Source organism: Desulfotomaculum sp. OF05-3 (assembly GCF_003435535.1).
GTDB classification, from domain to species: domain Bacteria; phylum Bacillota; class Clostridia; order Lachnospirales; family Lachnospiraceae; genus Pilosibacter; species Pilosibacter fragilis.
This window is the reverse complement of record NZ_QWGO01000019.1, coordinates 42,083-60,718: the sequence shown is the minus strand read 5'-3', so window position 1 is coordinate 60,718 and position 18,636 is coordinate 42,083. Positions and strand designations below refer to the sequence as shown.

13 protein-coding genes are annotated in these 18,636 nt (G+C 49.2%); 3 read left to right on the top strand and 10 right to left on the bottom strand.

The window, feature by feature from the left end; genetic code table 11:
• Nucleotides 1–120 precede the first annotated feature (120 nt).
• Entirely contained in the window at nucleotides 121–1,758 is a 1,638-nt protein-coding gene (gene hcp, locus DXA87_RS11225; protein WP_117504421.1) for a hydroxylamine reductase, read from the bottom strand.
• Nucleotides 1,759–2,185: 427 nt separating this feature from the next.
• Here hcp and DXA87_RS11220 point away from each other — a divergent pair, with 427 nt between their 5' ends.
• Nucleotides 2,186–3,523, top strand: coding sequence for a potassium transporter TrkG (locus tag DXA87_RS11220; protein ID WP_117471006.1), 1,338 nt, complete (start codon nucleotides 2,186–2,188; stop codon nucleotides 3,521–3,523).
• Nucleotides 3,524–3,549: 26 nt separating this feature from the next.
• Entirely contained in the window at nucleotides 3,550–4,197 is a 648-nt protein-coding gene (locus DXA87_RS11215; RefSeq protein WP_117471007.1) for a TrkA family potassium uptake protein, read from the top strand.
• 157 nt (nucleotides 4,198–4,354) lie between these two features.
• Here DXA87_RS11215 and DXA87_RS11210 read toward each other — a convergent pair whose 3' ends face one another.
• The 7 genes from DXA87_RS11210 to DXA87_RS11180 form a co-directional block, all read right to left on the bottom strand.
• Nucleotides 4,355–5,305, bottom strand: coding sequence for a M14 family metallopeptidase (locus tag DXA87_RS11210; protein ID WP_117471008.1), 951 nt, complete (start codon nucleotides 5,303–5,305; stop codon nucleotides 4,355–4,357).
• 65 nt (nucleotides 5,306–5,370) lie between these two features.
• Nucleotides 5,371–6,198, bottom strand: coding sequence for a dipeptide/oligopeptide/nickel ABC transporter ATP-binding protein (locus DXA87_RS11205; RefSeq protein ID WP_117504419.1), 828 nt, complete (start codon nucleotides 6,196–6,198; stop codon nucleotides 5,371–5,373).
• Nucleotides 6,195–7,028 carry an ABC transporter ATP-binding protein gene (locus DXA87_RS11200; RefSeq protein ID WP_117471010.1) on the bottom strand — a complete coding sequence of 278 codons (834 nt, stop codon included), beginning with the start codon at nucleotides 7,026–7,028 and terminating at the stop codon, nucleotides 6,195–6,197. Before DXA87_RS11200 ends, DXA87_RS11205 begins: the two co-directional genes overlap by 4 nt.
• Nucleotides 7,025–7,849: a nickel/cobalt ABC transporter permease gene (opp1C, locus tag DXA87_RS11195; RefSeq protein WP_117504417.1), complete on the bottom strand. Its 825-nt coding sequence runs from the start codon at nucleotides 7,847–7,849 to the stop codon at nucleotides 7,025–7,027. Before opp1C ends, DXA87_RS11200 begins: the two co-directional genes overlap by 4 nt.
• Nucleotides 7,849–8,790: a nickel/cobalt ABC transporter permease gene (opp1B, locus tag DXA87_RS11190; protein WP_117483830.1), complete on the bottom strand. Its 942-nt coding sequence runs from the start codon at nucleotides 8,788–8,790 to the stop codon at nucleotides 7,849–7,851. Before opp1B ends, opp1C begins: the two co-directional genes overlap by 1 nt.
• A gap of 216 nt (nucleotides 8,791–9,006) precedes the next feature.
• The gene (gene nikA / locus DXA87_RS11185; protein WP_117504415.1) at nucleotides 9,007–10,641 is read right to left on the bottom strand and encodes a nickel ABC transporter substrate-binding protein; all 1,635 of its coding nucleotides are present in this window, start codon (nucleotides 10,639–10,641) and stop codon (nucleotides 9,007–9,009) included.
• A 379-nt stretch (nucleotides 10,642–11,020) separates the two neighbouring features.
• Nucleotides 11,021–11,929 carry a LysR family transcriptional regulator gene (locus DXA87_RS11180; RefSeq protein WP_117566527.1) on the bottom strand — a complete coding sequence of 303 codons (909 nt, stop codon included), beginning with the start codon at nucleotides 11,927–11,929 and terminating at the stop codon, nucleotides 11,021–11,023.
• Nucleotides 11,930–12,174: 245 nt separating this feature from the next.
• Between DXA87_RS11180 and DXA87_RS11175 the strand changes: the two genes are divergently transcribed.
• Nucleotides 12,175–13,164: a guanosine polyphosphate pyrophosphohydrolase gene (locus DXA87_RS11175; protein WP_117504413.1), complete on the top strand. Its 990-nt coding sequence runs from the start codon at nucleotides 12,175–12,177 to the stop codon at nucleotides 13,162–13,164.
• Nucleotides 13,165–13,604: 440 nt separating this feature from the next.
• Here the strand turns inward: DXA87_RS11175 and DXA87_RS11170 are convergent, their stop codons facing one another.
• Nucleotides 13,605–16,940, bottom strand: a complete 3,336-nt coding sequence (locus tag DXA87_RS11170; RefSeq protein ID WP_147324192.1) for an SNF2-related protein — start codon at nucleotides 16,938–16,940, stop codon at nucleotides 13,605–13,607.
• Between the two features lie 5 nt (nucleotides 16,941–16,945).
• Nucleotides 16,946–18,484, bottom strand: coding sequence for an SEC-C domain-containing protein (locus DXA87_RS18405; protein ID WP_242998039.1), 1,539 nt, complete (start codon nucleotides 18,482–18,484; stop codon nucleotides 16,946–16,948).
• Nucleotides 18,485–18,636 lie beyond the last annotated feature (152 nt).

The window sequence follows — 18,636 nt, the reverse complement described above, 5'->3', positions numbered from 1 at the left end:
TATATTATTTTATCTAGCACAACAGGTTAATTTAAGTACATAAGTAAAGTCCCCGGATAAGGAACTACCGCAGCTGGTCAACTGACCGCTGGCACATTCCCTATCCGGGGGCTTTTTATCTTATCCCAATAACGCCTTCAAATCCTCCTCCGGTGTCGTCACCGGACCGATTCCGTAGTTCTCCACAAGGAAATTCAGGATATTCGGGGAGAGGAACGCCGGTAAGGACGGGCCGAGGCGAATATTCCTGATCCCAAGATGCAGGAGTGTCAGGAGAATACACACTGCCTTCTGCTCATACCAGGAGAGCACGAAGGACAGCGGAAGCTCGTTCACCTCGCACCCAAACGCCTCCGCCAGCGCCATAGCCACCTTGATGGCACCGTAGGCATCGTTGCACTGGCCCATGTCCATGATCCGCGGGAGACCGCCGATATTTCCAAGGTCCAGATCGTTAAAGCGGAACTTTCCGCATGCTAACGTCAGGACAATGCTGTCCGCCGGAGTCTGCTTTACAAAATCCGTATAGTAGTTTCTTCCCGGCTTCGCGCCATCGCAGCCCGCAACGAGGAAGAAATGTCTGATCGCGCCGGATTTTACCGCGTCGATGACCTGATCAGCCATGGAAAGGATCGTTCCATGTCCGAATCCTGTCATGACCTGAGTTCCGCCGTTGATTCCCGTAAACTGGCGGTCTTCCTGATATCCGCCGAGTTCCAGCGCCTTCTCGATCACCGGGGTAAAGTCTTTCTCATCATCGATATGAACCATTCCCGGATATGCTACGACCTCCGTCGTGAACACGCGGTCCGCGTAGGATTTCTTCGGCGGCATCAGACAGTTTGTGGTAAAGAGGATCGGAGCCGGGATATCCGCAAATTCCTTCTGCTGATTCTGCCATGCAGTTCCGAAATTGCCCTTTAACTGCGGATACTTTCTGAGCTCCGGGTAAGCGTGGGCCGGCAACATCTCGCCGTGGGTGTAGATGTTAACGCCTTTTCCCTCTGTCTGCTTTAAGAGAAGCTCCAGGTCCTTGAGGTCATGTCCCGTCACAACGATAAACGGTCCTCTTTCTACTACAAGCGGTACGCTGACCGGGATCGGAGTCCCGTAAGTTCCCGTGTTTGCTGCGTCCAGCATCGCCATGCAGGTGAGGTTCACCTCGCCGACCTTCAGGACCGTCGGGAGCAGGCTTTCGACGGTACCGTCTTTTGCGATCTCCCGGAGCCCCGTTAAGAAGAACTGGTTTACCGTCTCATCAGATGCCCCCAGCATCAGCGCATGGTACGCGTACGCCGCCATACCCTTTAATCCGAACAGGATCAGGGATTTCAGGGAGCGGATATCAGGGTCCATGTCCCACAGCAGACCGAGATTATAATCATCCGTATCTTGCAAACTTGCTGCCGTACCCGACTCTCCCGCTGCCTTTTCGCGCGGTCCTGCACTTTTCTTCACCGGCGCTGCGAGCAGCCGCTCCTTCTCCCTGTGCGTCTTCTCAATCTGCGCCCGGATCGCGTCATCATCAAAGCTTACATTCGTAAGTGTCGTAAAAAGCCCCTCGATCACCGTGCGGTACACTCGATCTCCCGGACATTCCACGCCTTCTGCCGCTCTCGCAAGCCCGATCATCGCACCTACAAGCTGGTCCTGCAGCCTTGCTGTCTCCGCCGTCTTTCCGCAGACACCCGTGCTCCCGGTACATCCCGCGCAGCCTGCGGTCTGCTCACACTGATAACAGAACATTTTTTGATCCATTTCATATACCTCCATATATTTCCCCGACTCTTCCCGCGTGACTCCAGGCAGCCCATACAAGCAGCCAACACTGTCTTCGCAGTTTTGCCGATCTCAAATTATCCTGACACGCCTGCCGTCCCTGCGGCAGCCATAACCGATAAGTCATCATGTTTCCCTGTCCGGCACCGCCGAACCATGTACACATTATATCCGCGAAATCAGCTTTCGTATGTTGTAATTACAACATTTTTAAACAGACCACCTGGAAATAATTTCCACACGTCCACCTCTCACACTTTTCGCAGACCAGAACGGATCCAGCCGCTCTTTATAATTTCCTGTGCGAATCAGGAATTTTCAGGACTTTAAAATCCATAAATTTCGCTTTTCTTTACATCCATAAACGTTTATAATGGAACAAATGCTTTATGAAAGGATTCAGATTATGTTTCGTATTCTTTCCGCTTTCAGGCGGTTAAATTCATTTCAGATCATTGTTTTAGGCTTTGCCTTCGTGATCTTGCTCGGCGCCGGCATCCTGATGCTGCCGGTATCCTCCGCGGACGGAAGCTGGACTCCATTTGTAAACGCCCTGTTTACCTCCGTCACCTCCGTCTGCGTGACCGGTCTTGTGGTCTGTGACACCGGAACCTACTGGTCTTCCTTTGGACATGCCGTAATTCTGCTTCTGATCCAGACCGGCGGTCTCGGCGTTGTGACGATCTCCGCTTCCTTTACGATCCTCTCCGGAAAGAAGATCGGTCTTTCCCAGCGGAGTATCATGGCGGAATCGGTCGCTGCCCCTCAGCTCAGAGGAGTTGTCCGCCTGACCGGTTTTATTGTAAGAGTCACTCTCGGTATCGAACTGATCGGCGCTCTCCTGATGGCACCTGTATTCTGCCGCGATTTTGGTCTTTTCCGGGGACTCTGGATGTCTTTATTCCACTCCGTATCCGCATTCTGCAATGCCGGAATCGATCTGCTTGGTGTCCGGGGAGCATATTCCTCCCTGACATCCTACGCATATGACCCGCTGATCAATCTCGTGATCATCCTGCTTATCGTGATCGGCGGAATCGGTTTCCTGACCTGGGATGATATTTACAGAAACCGGCACCATATTTCCCGATACCGGATGCAGAGTAAGGTCATCCTCTCCTACTCGCTGGCACTGATCTTTATCCCGGCTATCCTCTTCTTTTTTCTGGAATTTCAGGATATCCCGGCCGGAAAACGGATCCTTGTATCCTTATTCCAGTCGGTGACAACGCGAACTGCCGGTTTTAATACAGCGGATCTTTCCTCCATGCGGGAATCCGGCCAGTTTCTTATGATTCTTCTCATGCTGGTCGGAGGAAGCCCGGGATCCACCGCCGGCGGAATCAAGACGACCACTCTGGCCGTTCTGATCTCCTGTGCGACTGCTGTCTTTGCCAGAAAGGACAGCCCGGAAATGTTTAAACGGCGCATTATCCCCGATATTGTCGCCACAGCGATCGCGATCCTTTTCATGTATACAAGCCTCGGTATCCTGTGTGCCATGACGCTCAGCATTCTGGAAAGCCTGCCTCTTATACCGTGTCTGTTTGAGGCGATTTCTGCGCTTGCTACGGTAGGCTTGAGCTTCGGGATCACCCCGACACTTTCCGTTCCATCGAAGCTGATCCTGATCACATTTATGTTCATCGGCCGTGTTGGCGGGCTCACGATCATCTACGCGACCATGTCCGGTTACAGGATCCGGTGCGGAAAATTCCCGCAGGAAAAAATTTCCGTCGGATAATAGATAATATATTTAAGGAGAAAATTATGAAATCAATTCTTTTGATCGGTCTCGGCCGTTTTGGAAAACATGTTGCCATGCATCTTCACAACCTCGGACACCAGGTTATGGCCATTGACAGTACGGAAGAACGTGTCAACGCAGTCCTTCCCTATGTGACGGAAGCACAGATCGGTGACAGTACAAATGAGTCCTTCCTTTCCTCTCTGGGAATCCGCAATTTTGATGCCTGCATCGTCGCGATCGGCGATAATTTCCAGAGTTCCCTTGAAACGACCTCTCTCTTAAAGGAGCTCGGAGCAAAGCTCGTTGTCTCCCGCGCTTCCAGTGACGTTCACCAGAAATTTCTTCTGCGGAACGGTGCCGATCAGGTCGTCTACCCGGAACAGCAGCTTGCGAAATGGACAGCGATCCGCTTCAGCTCCGACCACATTCTTGATTTCGTCAATCTGGAAGGCGACTACGATATCTATGAGGTTGATCTTCCGGAACGATGGGTTGGCATGAGCGTAGGTGAGATCGATATCCGGAAAAAATACGGCATCAACATCATTGCCGTCCGTCGAAACGGCACCCTGGATTTCTCCGTCAAGCCGGAAACCAGCTTTGAAGAAGGCGATACGATTCTGGTTCTCGGACAGTATCGCGATCTGCAGAAATGCTTTAAGATTTAATATCCTGTTTGCTCCAGTGCGCGCCTGCGAAACCTGCCGCCGGCAGCTTCTTTTGTATGCATGGCAGCATAAAAAGCCATTTTATGGATATCTCCTGAATTCCAGGACTTTCCCATAAAATGGCTTTTTATTGACATTTTTATTTCACATCTGTTATTTATCTATCCACATATTCCCCATAAGCGATCAGCGGATCCCCTGTCTTCACGCCAAGACCTACCGTCTGGTACAGAACGATTCCCGGATAGTCTGCCCGATACTCCCGTAAAAGGTTTCCCCAGATATCTCTCACCGTTCCCAGAACCGCACCTCCCGCGAACGTATCTCCTGCGGAAAATACCGGATACCACAATCCATCTGTCTCTGCCTCCAGATACTCTGCTCTGGTCACATTTTTCTGCTGCACTGTATGAACCTCTTCACCGGAAAGAAGTCCCATGCGGATCATAATATTCTTCACATCCCGCTTATATGCCTGAACTTCGCTGTCCGTAAATTTTCCGCCGCCTCCGCGCTCCATGAGGATCGCAGGAAGACCTCTTTGGCAAGCGCTGCTATACGCGCCGGTGGTCGCTGTGGAGCTGGCACGCACTTCCATATCCGCTGCCATTGCCATGTTCGCAGACACCCTGGCGATCTTTTCTCCTGCTGCCACATTATAATAGACAAACGGCATAACCTCTTCACTGGTATCCCCCGCATGAAGATCGATATAGTAGTCCGCCTTTGACTGGAGTTTTTCCGTGATCGTCCACGCGATCCGCTCCGACAATGTTCCATCCTTTTTCCCCGGAAATACCCGGTTCAGATTTTTTCCATCTTCAGGCACGAAAAAGCGCACATAATCCCGGAATGCTGAAGGATTTGCCACATGAAGGCAGATCACATTCCCCGCAGTATCCTTGGGATCAAGCTCTCTGGAAAGCTCGGAAAGCGCCTGCACGCCGATATATTCCGCTCCATGGACTCCCGCTGATATCATCATCGTAGGTCCTTCCTTTGCCCCGCAGATAAGTGTTAGCGGAAGTTTCTGTCCGCCGCCTTCTATTTCCAGCCACCCAGTCTTCTTTTCTCCTGCTTCTGCACAGATCATTCCGATCTCCAGCATATTTCTGCCACCTCCTGAGCATATTTTCTGTCGTGCACTGTAACTGTTCAATGCACTCACAGCTACTATGCACTTTCTTCACTTTCTTTTACGTCCATTTCATCATCGTACTCTTCATCAAACTCAATAATGGAATCCAGCAGCTTTCGCGCATACACATCCGTAGTCTGCGCGATCCGGGATACCGGGATATGTTCCGTGATCCGTCCTTTATATAAGAACATGACTTCGTCGCAGAGATATGTGACTGATGTAAGGTCGTGGGTGATAAACACATACGTCAGCCCCAGCTTCTCCTTCAGCTCCTTTAAGAGATCCATCACCTGCACCTGCGTGTGCGCGTCGAGGGAAGAGATCGCCTCATCAAACAGGATAAACTCCGGCTCACACGCCACGGCACGGGCGATGCAGACACGCTGAAGCTGTCCACCCGAAAGCTCATGCGGAAAACGGTCGAGAAACGTCTCATCCAGGCCGACTAACTCCAAAAGTCTGCAGTATTCCGCGCTCCGGTCCGTTTTTTTTCCGTTCTTCCGTTCCTTCACCCGAATTCCTTCCGCCAGAATATCCCGGATCCTGAACCGCGGATTTGCAGATGTCGTATAATCCTGGAATACAACGCTGAGCATGTTCTGAAGATTCTTCTTTCCATCTCGTGACGCATACACATTTTTCCCTTCCAGCAGGTATTCCCCGCTGTCCGGCTTTAACAGACCGCAGATCACCCGTCCAAGCGTCGATTTTCCACTTCCGGATTCACCTAAGATTCCAAGGCAGCTTCCTTTGGGGATCGAGAGTGACACATTAAACAGTACCGGTGTCCTGCTGACACCAAAGATCTTTTCCTGCCGCTCACTGCGAAAGCTGACGCAGATATCTCTCATCCGGATCATGCCGCACCTCCATTCTCATGCCCAATGCTTTCCCTGTATTTTTTCATGACCGCCGACCGTTTTTCCACCAGAAGTCTCGTATATGGATCTGACGCATGATGCAGGATATGGGAAAAGCTTCCCCGGTCCGCGATCGTTCCGCTGTTCATGACCACAAGGTCGTCCGCAACCTTAGAGATCGCACCGAGATCGTGGGTAATAAAGATCATTGCCGTATCATGCTCTTTCTTGATCCGGACAAATTCTTCCAGGATCTCATACTGGGTGATCGAATCGATGGCCGTTGTCGGTTCATCCGCGATCAGAAGTGCCGGTTTTAATGCCATCGCGATCCCGATCATGATCCTCTGCAGCATGCCGCCGGAGAGCTGATGCGGGTATTTCTGAAGCGTCTCCTCCGGATTGCGGATCCGCATGCGTTCCAGTGTCTCCAGTGACTTCTCTCGGATCTCGTTCGCATTCCAGTCCGTGTGTGTCGCAAATGTCTCCCCGATCTGGCTTCCGATTCGGTAGAGTGGGTCAAAACACGTCATCGGGTTCTGTAGGACGACAGCGATCTCACTCCCACGGATCTTTCTCATGGACTCCCCACTTTCCTTTAAGAGATCCTTTTCCCCAAACCAGGCATGACCGGAGACGGAGAAATTCTTATCGAGAAGTCCCAGCATCGCCTTGATGCTCATGCTTTTTCCGCTTCCCGATTCTCCCAGGATTCCAAGGCATTCCCCTCGCTGAACCTCAAAGTTTACATGGCGGACAAGCTCTTTTTCCGGTCTGCGCGGAATTTTTAACGTTACGCACAAGTCTTCCGCCCGTATCACTGTGCTCATACATTCACCTCCTTCGGATCAAGAACATCCCTCAGCGCGTCTCCCATCAAGTTGAAGGCAGATACCAGGATCACGATCGCGACACCCGGCACGATCATCTGGGTGGGGTTGCTTGTGAGGACATTTTTTGCCTCATTTAACATCGCTCCCCACTCCGGTGTCGGTGCCTGAACACCGAGTCCCAGGAATGAAAGCGTGGAGATATTGATGATCGCCCAGCCCACATCGAGTGACGCGAGAACCGCGAGGTCCGCCGCGATGGACGGCACCAGATGGCGGAACAGGATAAATCTCTCCGGAGTTCCCACGCATCTGGAAAACTGGACGAAATTGCGGTCTCTGTGCTGCATGACTCCGGTCCGGATCATTCGTGCATACCAAGCCCACTTGATGAACACATTCGCCAGGATCACGTTCTGGACATTGATGCCGAGAAGCGCAACCACCGCAAATACCATAATCTGACTTGGGAAGGAGAGCATAACGTCGACCGTCCGCATGATGATCTCCTCCGGGATTCCGCGGAAATATCCCGCCAAAAGTCCCATAAGAGCTCCAAGACCGATGGTTCCAAGCATCGTCAGGACTGCCAGCCCCAGTGTCGGGCGGATCCCATAGATCATTCTCGAAAGAATACAGCGGCCAAGATTGTCCGTTCCAAGCGGATATTCAGCCGAAAATCCGGCAAATTTGTTGAGGATGTCCGTTTCATACGGATCGTTCGGCGCAATAAACGGGGCGAAGATCCCCACGAGCGCTGTGAGGAGAACGATCACCACAGTGAACATTGCAGTCCTGTTATGTAAAAAGCGCTGAAGCATTAATGTTCCTCCCTTCTCATACGCGGGTCTGATACCGTCTGTAAAATATCGAATAACAGATTGAAAACGACAAACAGGACTCCGATCAGAAGCACGTATGTCTGGATCACCGGATAATCCCGGTTAAAAATAGAACTGATGCAGAGCGTCCCGAGTCCAGGCCATGCAAACACATTTTCCACCACGATCGTTCCTGAGATCAGCTGCGGAATGCTCATTCCGACTGCAACGATACAGGTGTGCATGGAGTTTTTCAGGATATGTTTTACAAGGATCAGCTTCTGGGGCAGCCCCCTGACATTCGCGTAAAGGACATAATCCTGCTTCATATTTTCCAGCATGTTGTTGCGGATCAGACGGATATAGGTAGAAATATAGCTGAGTGACACCGTGAATGCCGGGAGGATCAGATGTTTCCATGTTCCGTTTCCGCTTGTCGGAAGAAGATCCAGCCTGATGGATACAAGCCACATGAGAAGTAGTCCCACCCAGTATGCCGGCATCGCCGTTGTCATAAAGACGATGGCTCTCATGATCTTATCGAACCATCCATCTTTATAGACAGCGCAGAGAAAGCCGATCGGCAGACTTAAAAGAATCACCATCACAAAGGAAACACCCGCCAGCTGGAGTGTCGCAGGCATGCATCTTGCCAGTTCCCCCGCCACAGTTCTTTTCGGATTTACATAACTGATTCCAAAATCTCCCTGCAGGCAATCCGCAAGCCAGGAAAAATACCGCACAAGATATGGCTTATCAAGTCCTAATTCCGCACGGACTTCCGCGATAGCCTCTTCTGTTATGATGGGCACCTGACGGACACGCAGCGCTACCTCCGCCGGATCTGACGGGATCAGGTTGATAAATACAAAGCATACAAATGAAATCACGATCAGAAGCGGGATCGCTGAAAGGACTCGCTTAATGACGTATTGTTTCATGAAATGAAAATCTCCTTTCCTTTTTTGAACATCAAAAAAACTCCAGATATATGCACAACAAGCCGCCCGGATGGACGGCCTGTCAGATCGGGCTTTATCTCAGTCTCCGACTGAGATAAACGCTCCGCGAGGATGCGCAGTGATTCTGTAAAGAATATGTCAGCTTGCGCTGACCGGAATCACGCGCCAAGTCTCACGGACGTTCGACTTAAATTTTTACTCAAAATAGAAATCCGCAAACGGAACTTCGTACTGGGTCTGTGTGAAATGGAAGCCCTGAAGATCCGAACGGTAGATCGCCTTATTGCACTCATATGTGAGCGGAATGTATACCGCGTCCTCATGGAGTCTTGTCAGGACAAATGTGTAGAGTTCCTGGCGTTTTGTCTCATCGGTGGATACAAGAATATCCGTGATCGCCTGGTCGATATCCGCCTTATCTTCAAGTCCGAGCTGCGCTGCATAGTCACCGTAAACCGGTGCGCGCATCGCTGCCAGGGAAGACTGTGGATCATACGGCGTACCCCAGCAGATATTGAATACCATGTCGAAGTTACCGGCTTTCATATTGTCGCGATAGGACTGTTCTTCCTCTCCGTGGATATTTAAGGAAATTCCGATCTTCTGGTATTCACTCTGCAGATACTCAGCGATCGCTTTCTCTGTTACGCTGTCACTGTTGTAAAGAAGATCGATGTTTAACTTCTGACCGTCTCTTTCACGGATCTTGTCCGCTCCAACGACCCATCCGGCTTCGTCTAACATACTCTGGGCAAGCTCCACATCGTATGCGTACGGCTCAAGGTCGATATCGCAGTACGGAACTGTCTTCGCAAACAGAGTGTCTGCCGGCTGCTCAAGTCCATAGAAGATGCCGTCGGAAATTGCCTGCTTGTTGGTCGCGTGCTGAAGCGCCTGGCGGACTTCCTTATCCGCAAGGACATCTCTTGTCGTGTTTAATACGATCTGACGGGTAGATGTCGGGTCAGAAAGGGATACTGTAAATTTATCGTTTCCTGTGTACTGGTTGATAGCGTCCGCGTCGATCATGTTTTTACCGAAAATCATGTCGATCTCGCCTTTCTCCAGCGCAAGGATTCTCGTCTGGTTATCCGGGATCACCTTAACTGTGATCTTTTTGATCTTCGGATGTTCACCCCAGTAATTTTCATTTGCCTCAAAAACGGCATATTCGTCTGTCACAAAATCAGTCAGGACATACGGACCTGTTCCGATATACGCGTTGACTCCGTCCTTTGTGCTTCCATCCTTCATCGCCTTCGGAGAGATCATGGCAAACGGTCTCGTAACACCAAGCTCTGTTAAAAGCGGGTAGTAAGGCTCGGAGAGTTCGATCACGAAGGTCTTATCATCCGGTGCCGATACGCCCACGAGAAGATTCATCATCTCCAGCCATGTATGACGGTCCTTGTTCTCAATGATCGCGTCAAAGTTTGCCTTGATCGCGTTTGCGTCGCAAACTTCCCCGTCGGAGAATTTCACGCCGTCACGAATGTGGAATGTATAGGTCTTTCCATCATCACTGATGTCCCAGGACTCCGCCAGGCATCCCTCATATCCATCTGCCGTAATGTTTACAAGTGTCTCATAAAGCATCTCCTGGGCATACATTTCTCCTGCATAGAGATGCGGATTTAAGTCGCGGATGTCGCGATAGTTTACAAATACAAGTTCTTCTTTTGCTTCAGAAGAACCGGCTTCCGATGCTGCGGCACTGTTCTCTGCTCCTGCTGCTGCCGTTGTCTCTGCTGCGTTTCCTGCTCCGCCGCATCCTGTCAAAGATGCCGCCATAAGACCTGCCAGGCACAGGCTAAGTACTCTTTTTTTCATGTTGTCCTCCTCTTGAGTATGTGTGGGGGATCTTTACATTTTTGCAATCCCCGCTTGTGTCTGTTTTTCGCAGGAATTACTATACCATGGTTAGTCCAAACTTACCAATGCCATTTCATGGGGGATTAGTTATAACAAAAGCGTATAGCAATGAGGATTTTTTATATGATATCACTCATATAAATACCATCTGCTATACGCTTTTCATTTCAAGTCGAACGTCCATGAGGTCTGGCGCGTGATTCTGGTCAGCGTAAACTGATTTATTCTTCACAGAATCACTGCGCATCCTTGCGGATATCCATTCCAGATCGGTTCCGTCAACAGGATTTTAGAGTTCAAATACGCAGGCCTGCTGAACCGTTACTGACTAACATCATCACTGTAAATATGTCTTCAATTTCCCCAGATACTGCTCTGCCTCCGCAGACAGCGAGGCATTCTCCGCCGCCACAAACCCGAATGCCAGGAATGGCTCACAGTCCTCGATTTTAAGTGCTTTGATTCCGTATTTCCGGTAACCTGCCGGGACAATATCGATCCCCAGGCAGCACACGTCAGAATGCAAAAGCAGGTTATTGATCATGTAATCGCTGTTTGTATAAAACCTGTCATTCATATGCTGTTCCGAGATGAACGCACCGACGCTGATCCTCTCGATATGATGTTCCATGGCAAAGAAATCTTCCGTCTCCGTCACAAATTTCATCCCCTTCAGTTCAGGAAAGCGAATGGATTCCCGTTCATATAGCGGATGATTTTCCCCAACATAGACACAAATCCCCCTAAGCGCCAGCTTATAGAATTCCAGTTTTTTATGCCACATGATATGCTGAAAGCACGGCATCTGCGCCTCCGCGAAATAGACGATCCCGATCTCTGAGATCCTTGCCGCCACGTTATCTGTGATCTCCTCCACAGTTCCTTCCCGGTATTCATATTTTATCTGCTCTCTACCGCCCTGATACAGCTGCACCATCAGTTTTGTGAGCAGGCCACTCCTGTAACCGGACACCGAAAATCTTCTCCCGTTCGGCCGCTCCGACATCGAACGGATGACATTGGAGTGTTTTAAGATGCTCATCGCATGACCATAGAGTTCTTCCCCCTGTGGTGTCATCTTGATTCCCTTGTTGCTTCTCTCCAGAAGCGTCACATGCAGCTCTTTTTCCAGACTGTTTAACACGCGGCTCACATTCGGCTGTGTTGTATATAATTTCTCTGCCGCGCGGTTCAGGCTCCCATACTCCACCGCCGCCGCAAAATATTCCAGTTGTTTGATCTCCATTTTATTATTTTCCTGTAACCATTCAGTACCTTCACGGTTACCTTTTCCTTTCCATTCACAAGTACATGCTGCAGCACAGTTGTCTGTGTGATATGTTAGCATAAACTAACTCGTGTGGCAAGCTCTTTTTCCATTTCTGTTTTGCCGATCCATGTCTCGACCATCGGAAAACATCGTTACATTTTTCTTGATAATGCCGCTGATTTTGATAAAATATAATTATCTACGACAGAGGAGTGACAGCCATGGTTACATTAAATGATTATCTTTATTCCGGCGATACCATGTTCAAAATTTTAAAAAACTACAGCCAGGACCTGAAGAAAGAGGCAAAATGCACCGGCAATGAGATCGACCTGATGCATGCGAACTTTCTGCTCCAGATCCGGGAGCTGCTCGAGCACAATGATTTCCTTACTGCCCAGTCCCAGAAGATCCGGGAATTTTATATCCATATGGCAAAGGAATATCCGCTTTTGGCCTTTAACTTCAAAGGGCGCATCAAATCCCTGATCCGCGCGGAGGCAAAGTTCAACGGCTACATCGTCGAATATATCTATGATTACTATATGGAAAATAAGGCCTACCCGTCGATTTCCGAACTCAAGCAGCGCCTCAGCTGTTTTCGGGATCTGATCGCATACCGGATCGTGACTTCTCTGCCGAAATGCTACCTGAAACCTGATGAATCTCAGGAAGAAGCTGACCTCCGATACCTCTACCAGATCGCCAACGAACTTCCGGGCTTTCTCGAAGAGCGGGGATTTACCGCGGAACTGGCCTACGGTGTGAAGAAAAGCACCTCGCCGTTATTAAACGATGATGTGAAGCCTTACTACCGCGACTATATCTGTGGAAATACTTCTGAGGACTACCAGTCACTCCACATCACCTTCTACGACAACAGCTCCCGCAGCTATATGGAAGTCCAGCTCCGCACCAAGCACATGGACGATATTGCGGAGATCGGTGTCGCCAACCACTTAAGCTACGAGAAGCGCCAGGAGGGCGAGCGCGCCCGCCGCGACGAGATCCCTGTGGGCGAATGCGTCTACTTTGATGAAGCCTACGAGCGCTGCCGCCGCCTCGTAACCTTAAACCTCGCCGACCTCGACGTAAACATGTTCTCCGCCATCAATAATGACCTCGTAAACGATGGCTGCGGCCTCTACCGCGGACGCCTGATCCTGCCCTATGAGCATTTGTCGAGACATCAGAATGAGCTGGTGGATTAACCCTCAATCACTGATCATATAAACAATTTTGTACTCCTGCAGGAGTATCGCCGAAGATCCTGTCTTACTATGGGGCAGGATCTTTTTATTTCTATCCTCACGTTATTTCACTTTCTGAACTATCATTGATATTTCTCCGGTTCTGCCATATATTTAGGTTCCGAAGTAATATTTGGATTTGCTTTTTTTCGCAGAGGAACTGCTTCTGCTACATGATCCAATGGATCTTAAACTTTATTCTGGTGGAATCCGCGCTTCATCCCGTCTACCAAAAAGATATCGAAAAGGAATTTTCTCACCACATTACTCAATCAAGTTTATCGTAGAAAATTCCGTGAATAAGACAAAGGTCACATGACTCCCACCGATCAAAGGGGGCCAAGTGACCTTTACTTCTTCTGAATGCACTACCCCAGCTTATCTGAAGCGGCAATACACTTTTACAGCATCTTCAAAATCTCATCCCGATCCAGTACAATACTCTGGATTCCTTCTCCAGACAAGATCTCCTCCGCAAGAGCACTCTTGCTCTCCTGAAGCTTTTTAATCTGCTCCTCGATCGTGTTCTCCGCGATCAGGTCATAGACCGTCACCGTGTTCCTCTGACCGATCCGGTGCGCACGGTCTGTTGCCTGATTCTGCGCAGCAACATTCCACCATGGATCGTAGTGGATCACGATATCTGCCGCCGTCAGGTTCAGTCCTGTACCACCAGCTTTCAAGGAAATACAGAACACAGGAACATCGTCCGTCTCAAAGGAATCCACAAGCCGGATCCTCTGCTCCTTCGACACGCTTCCATCAATTCGGTGATCCTCGATTTTCTCTTTCGCAAGCGCCTTTTCAATTTCATCCAACACACTCGTAAACTGGGAGAACAGAAGCACCTTATGTCCACCGTCGACTGCCTGTCTCACAAGTTCCACACAGGCATCCATCTTCGCGTTTTCACCGTGATAGTTTTCCAGAAATAACTCCGGACCGCAGCAAAGCTGGCGCAGTCTTGTGAGTTCCTTCAATACTTCCAGCTTGCTCTGTTTAAATTCCTCTTTGCTCTGCTTTTCCAGATACAGTTTCAGCCGCTTTGCGTATGCGTCATACAGCTTTCTCTGCTCTCCTTCAAGCTCAATCGTTACCGTCTTTTCAATCTTGTCCGGAAGCTCCGTGAGCACATCCTTTTTCAGTCGGCGAAGAATAAACGGATGTACCATGCTGCGCAATCTCGCACTCACTTCTTCATCTCTGTCATTCATGATCGCTTCTTCAAATTTCTCCCGGAAGCCTTGGTATCCATAAAGGAAGCCTGGCATCAGGAAATCGAAAATACTCCAAAGCTCACTGAGACGGTTTTCCATCGGAGTTCCCGTCAGCGCCATCCGGAATCCACTCTGGATCAGACGCACACTCTTTGCCGCCTGGGTACCATGGTTTTTGATGTACTGCGCTTCATCGATCACCTGATTTGCGAACCGGATATTCTCGTAGCATGCAATATCGCGTTTCAGAAGGTCATAGGATGTGATCCAGATATCCCTATCTTCCTCATTCTGGATCATTTCCTGCCGCTCTGCCGCATTTCCTGTAATCACCTTGCAGGAAAGCTCCGGCACAAACTGGCCGATCTCTTTTTTCCAGTTGTATACAAGAGAAGCCGGAGTAACGATCAACGTCCGCAGTTCATCTCCTGTCTTTCCTTCCTCTTTCTCAGATAGCAGGAACGTCAGCATCTGAAGAGTCTTTCCAAGTCCCATGTCATCCGCAAGGATTCCGCAGAAGCCGCATCGTTTTAACGTCTTCATCCACCGGAATCCATCCGCCTGATACGGGCGCAGGATTCCCCTCAAGGATTCCGGGACCTCATCATTTGCCTCTTTTGCTGTATCCATATTAAAGAGCAGCTCTTTGTACTTCCGATTCTCCTCAAGGATAATCCCATCCCGGTTCTTCAGCATCTCGTCCAGATAAAGTGCCCGGAACGCCGGAATCTCCATACTCGCCGGATCTTTCTTTCCATACTGTAAAAAGGTCTCAGCAAGAACCGCCCACTCCTTCTGTTTTTCCGGATCTGTTGTCATAAAGCTGCCATTTTTCAGGCGGAAAAATTTCTTTTTATTTGAATATAACGACAGGATCTCCGCAAGCTCATCCTTTGTCATATCCGGCGCCTGAATCGACATATAAAGAAGACCTGTATCCATGCGGATTCCGATATCCACCGATGGCAGCTTCCGCACCTTCAGTTTCTGAAGCGCGTCCGAAATAAATACTTCCCCGGATTTTCCTAACTCCGTCACACTCTCTGTCAGAAAATGATACAGCTCCTCCGGACCGCCGGAGAGGCACATTGACTTGTTGGTCTCATCATAGGCATTGAAATATTTTCCGGTCACTCTCCGCAACTCTTCCTCAAATCCGTTGTTTCTCACGGAACGGTCTGTCTCATCATAAAGAAGATATTCTTTCCCGCTTCTGTCATACCTGCATTTTACCTGGCAGGAGATGATCTCATCCTGAGAGATATCAAGATAGATCGATACTTTCGGGATCTCCGGACGATACTCATCCAGCGCAAATCCCGTTGTCTGGATCTCTGTCTGATCCTCGATTGCCGGAAGCACCTGCCCAAAAAACAGGGGGAGTTCTTTATTTCTGATATAAAATTCCGACTTTCCAGACAATAACTCCAAAATTTCTCCCAGACGTCCACCCTGCTGATTCCTGGTACGGCTGACCCGGTCTCCTGTCTGAAAATAGATCCAGTCTTCCGTCTTAGCAAGGATAAAAAAGCTTTTCGTCTTTAAAAGCATTCCATATGGCTGCCTCTCCATGGAAATCTCCGGTCCCGCACCATCAAGTCTGATTCTTACCTGATCATCTCCGACATAGCATGGAATCTCTCCCACATTTTCCATCCATGCGTCAAGATCGCGTCCTTCCAGATAAACATATCTCTCATTGTAACTGCCACTCGTGCGCAGAAACATAGTTGAGAAATATGGTGTGCTCTTTTTATGACGGTACTGTCCCAGCAGAAGCTCCATCGCTCTCCGCCCATCCATGTCAAACTGGTCAAGCGATGAAAGACAGTCTGTCTTTCCGATCTGGTACACTCTTCCCTCATCGCAGGATCTAAACAATTCCAGCATGCTTTTTACCACATACCTTCTCTTACTTCCGATCTTCAGCTCCAGGGAGACACCACCCTTTTCTTTCGCCAGATGGCATTCCATATGAAGTTCCGTGTTTGTCGCAAGTTCCGCCAGCGGATCCATATTCCCGACCTGGGGCATGTTCAACATTTCAAGAAGATCCTGATCCGTTTTTCTCAGAACTCCCGGAACAAATGGATCCGGTACTCCGGCCTGCTCCGCCAGCTTCTTTTCGATTTTTGTTCCCCGGAAAATTTCCGTTCCCCAATGATCCATCAGATATTGGGAGAGAAGCGCGGTGACATGATGGCAGCAATATCTGTTCCTATTAAATTCTGAGCAGCTGCAGTTTGCCGAGATCCATTCCCCGTGTGTTTCGTCCACGTACACGTTGCATAACGCGCTCTGCGTATTGGAATCATTCTTCCAGACTGCCCTCAGTGAAAAGATCTTATCCCCTGACACATAAGGAATCCCAGCCTCCCTCTGCTCGTTTGCCAGCATCTTAATCCTGATATCTTTTTTAGGCTCCGCCAGAGCCAGCTCCAGACCATTGACCTGCTCTGTCCCATTGAAATCTCTCTCAAAATGTCTGAGATCGTAAACTATCTCATTCTTTGTCCCCACGCCTCTCACCTTCTTCCACAGCAATTCTTGTATTTCTTTCCGGAACCGCACGGACACGGGTCATTCGGATATATCTTCTTTTCGACCCGTACTACTTTTTTCTTTGTCACCGCACGGTTGATCTCCGTCTCCGTATATCCTCCCAGTGGTATTTTCCTCACCGTCCGCTGCGCACGTTCAAGAATCTCCATGATATCGCCAAGGTATGAGGATCTTCTGCCCGATAATAATACCTTCTGAAGATATCCGGTAAGCTCTCCCACCGGAATTCCTGTATGTATCGCTTTTTCAAGTTCCCCAACTATAAATCTTCCGTTCGTTCTCTCACAGCGGTATTTTCTCTCCATCATGTCTATCAGCGCTTCCCTGTCTTTTTCTGAAAAACCGATGCCGGAAATTGCGATATCCTCGATCTCCGCCTTTGTCGGAACATAATGGAACCGGTCTGACGTAAGAAATGACCGATATAACAGCTTTACAGAATTGGAGGAAACACTCTGCGAATCATAGTAGACTTCCATCCCCACTATCTTTTTGATATTATACTGGAGTGCGCACTGCATCGCCTGTTTCCAGAAAGTTCCTACCCGCTCTGCCGCATTTTGCTCCGGACACATGATCTTATAAAATTCAGTCACCAGCTCCCGGTCCGCAAAGCCGTAAAGCCTGCATGCTGCCAAAAAGCAGGTCTGCTCCGCATGGTCCTTTATGTATTCTCTTTCTTTTCCGCTCCCCAGCCAGTTTTCAAAAAATTCCATGAATTCTTTTGCCAGTATCGTGCGATACCAGTAATTCTCATCAACAAGACGGTTCCTGCTTAAAACCGGGAATGTTGTATCCACCGCGTCTCCATTTACAAATTTACTGCCCTGAATGCAGAGCTCTTTGACCTGAAAATACTCAGTGATTCCCATTGTCTGCATGATATTTTCCCAGAAATCTGATTTTCCGGCTTCTTTTATGATTCCCTTTTCCAGCTCAGCTTTTCTCAGGTAGACATTGACAGGAAGCTTGTTTTCTTTTATTAATATTTTCAGATCCGCAGCCGTGCCGGAATCCAGCAATGATTGCCACGGTGTCGCAATTTCCCAGGCAAAGTCCGGCACCACAAGTTCCGGGGCGAATACCTTACTGATCTCCTTATTCAGATATTTTTGAAAGCGCTCCGCCTCTTCAGGCGCAAACGCAGGATAACCAAATGCCGTCTTTCTTGTCCGCCTTGGAATTGTCCTGTATCTTTCGAGAATCGGGGCTGTCTCCCCGGATCCATCAAACTCCTCAAGGACTTCCAGATAAATCGGTGTGATCGATTTGTCCGTATAATTTACGGTCAGGAGATCTCTGACGTGGATCCGGTCCTTAAGCTTTGTCTCCGGGGACTGGCTGGCTCCCGCCTCATTTAACAGACTTCCTCTTACATCCCCATATTCATATACAATACGGACAAGTTCCAGAAGTTCTCCCACCGTTTTTTCCGAATCGATCCGCACCTCGCGGATCTGCTGCGGGTTTGTCCTCGCCGCCGTCATTTTTATCCTGAACATCCTCATTATTTTTCTCCCAGCTGCCTGACAGGAACTTCTGTCTGTGTATTTTTCTCTCTAAATTTTAAAAAAAGGAGATAACTCTTCCTCAAGCTATCCCCTTGTCCTATATTCAGAATTATATGTACTTTTACAGTTTCCGTCAAGATATT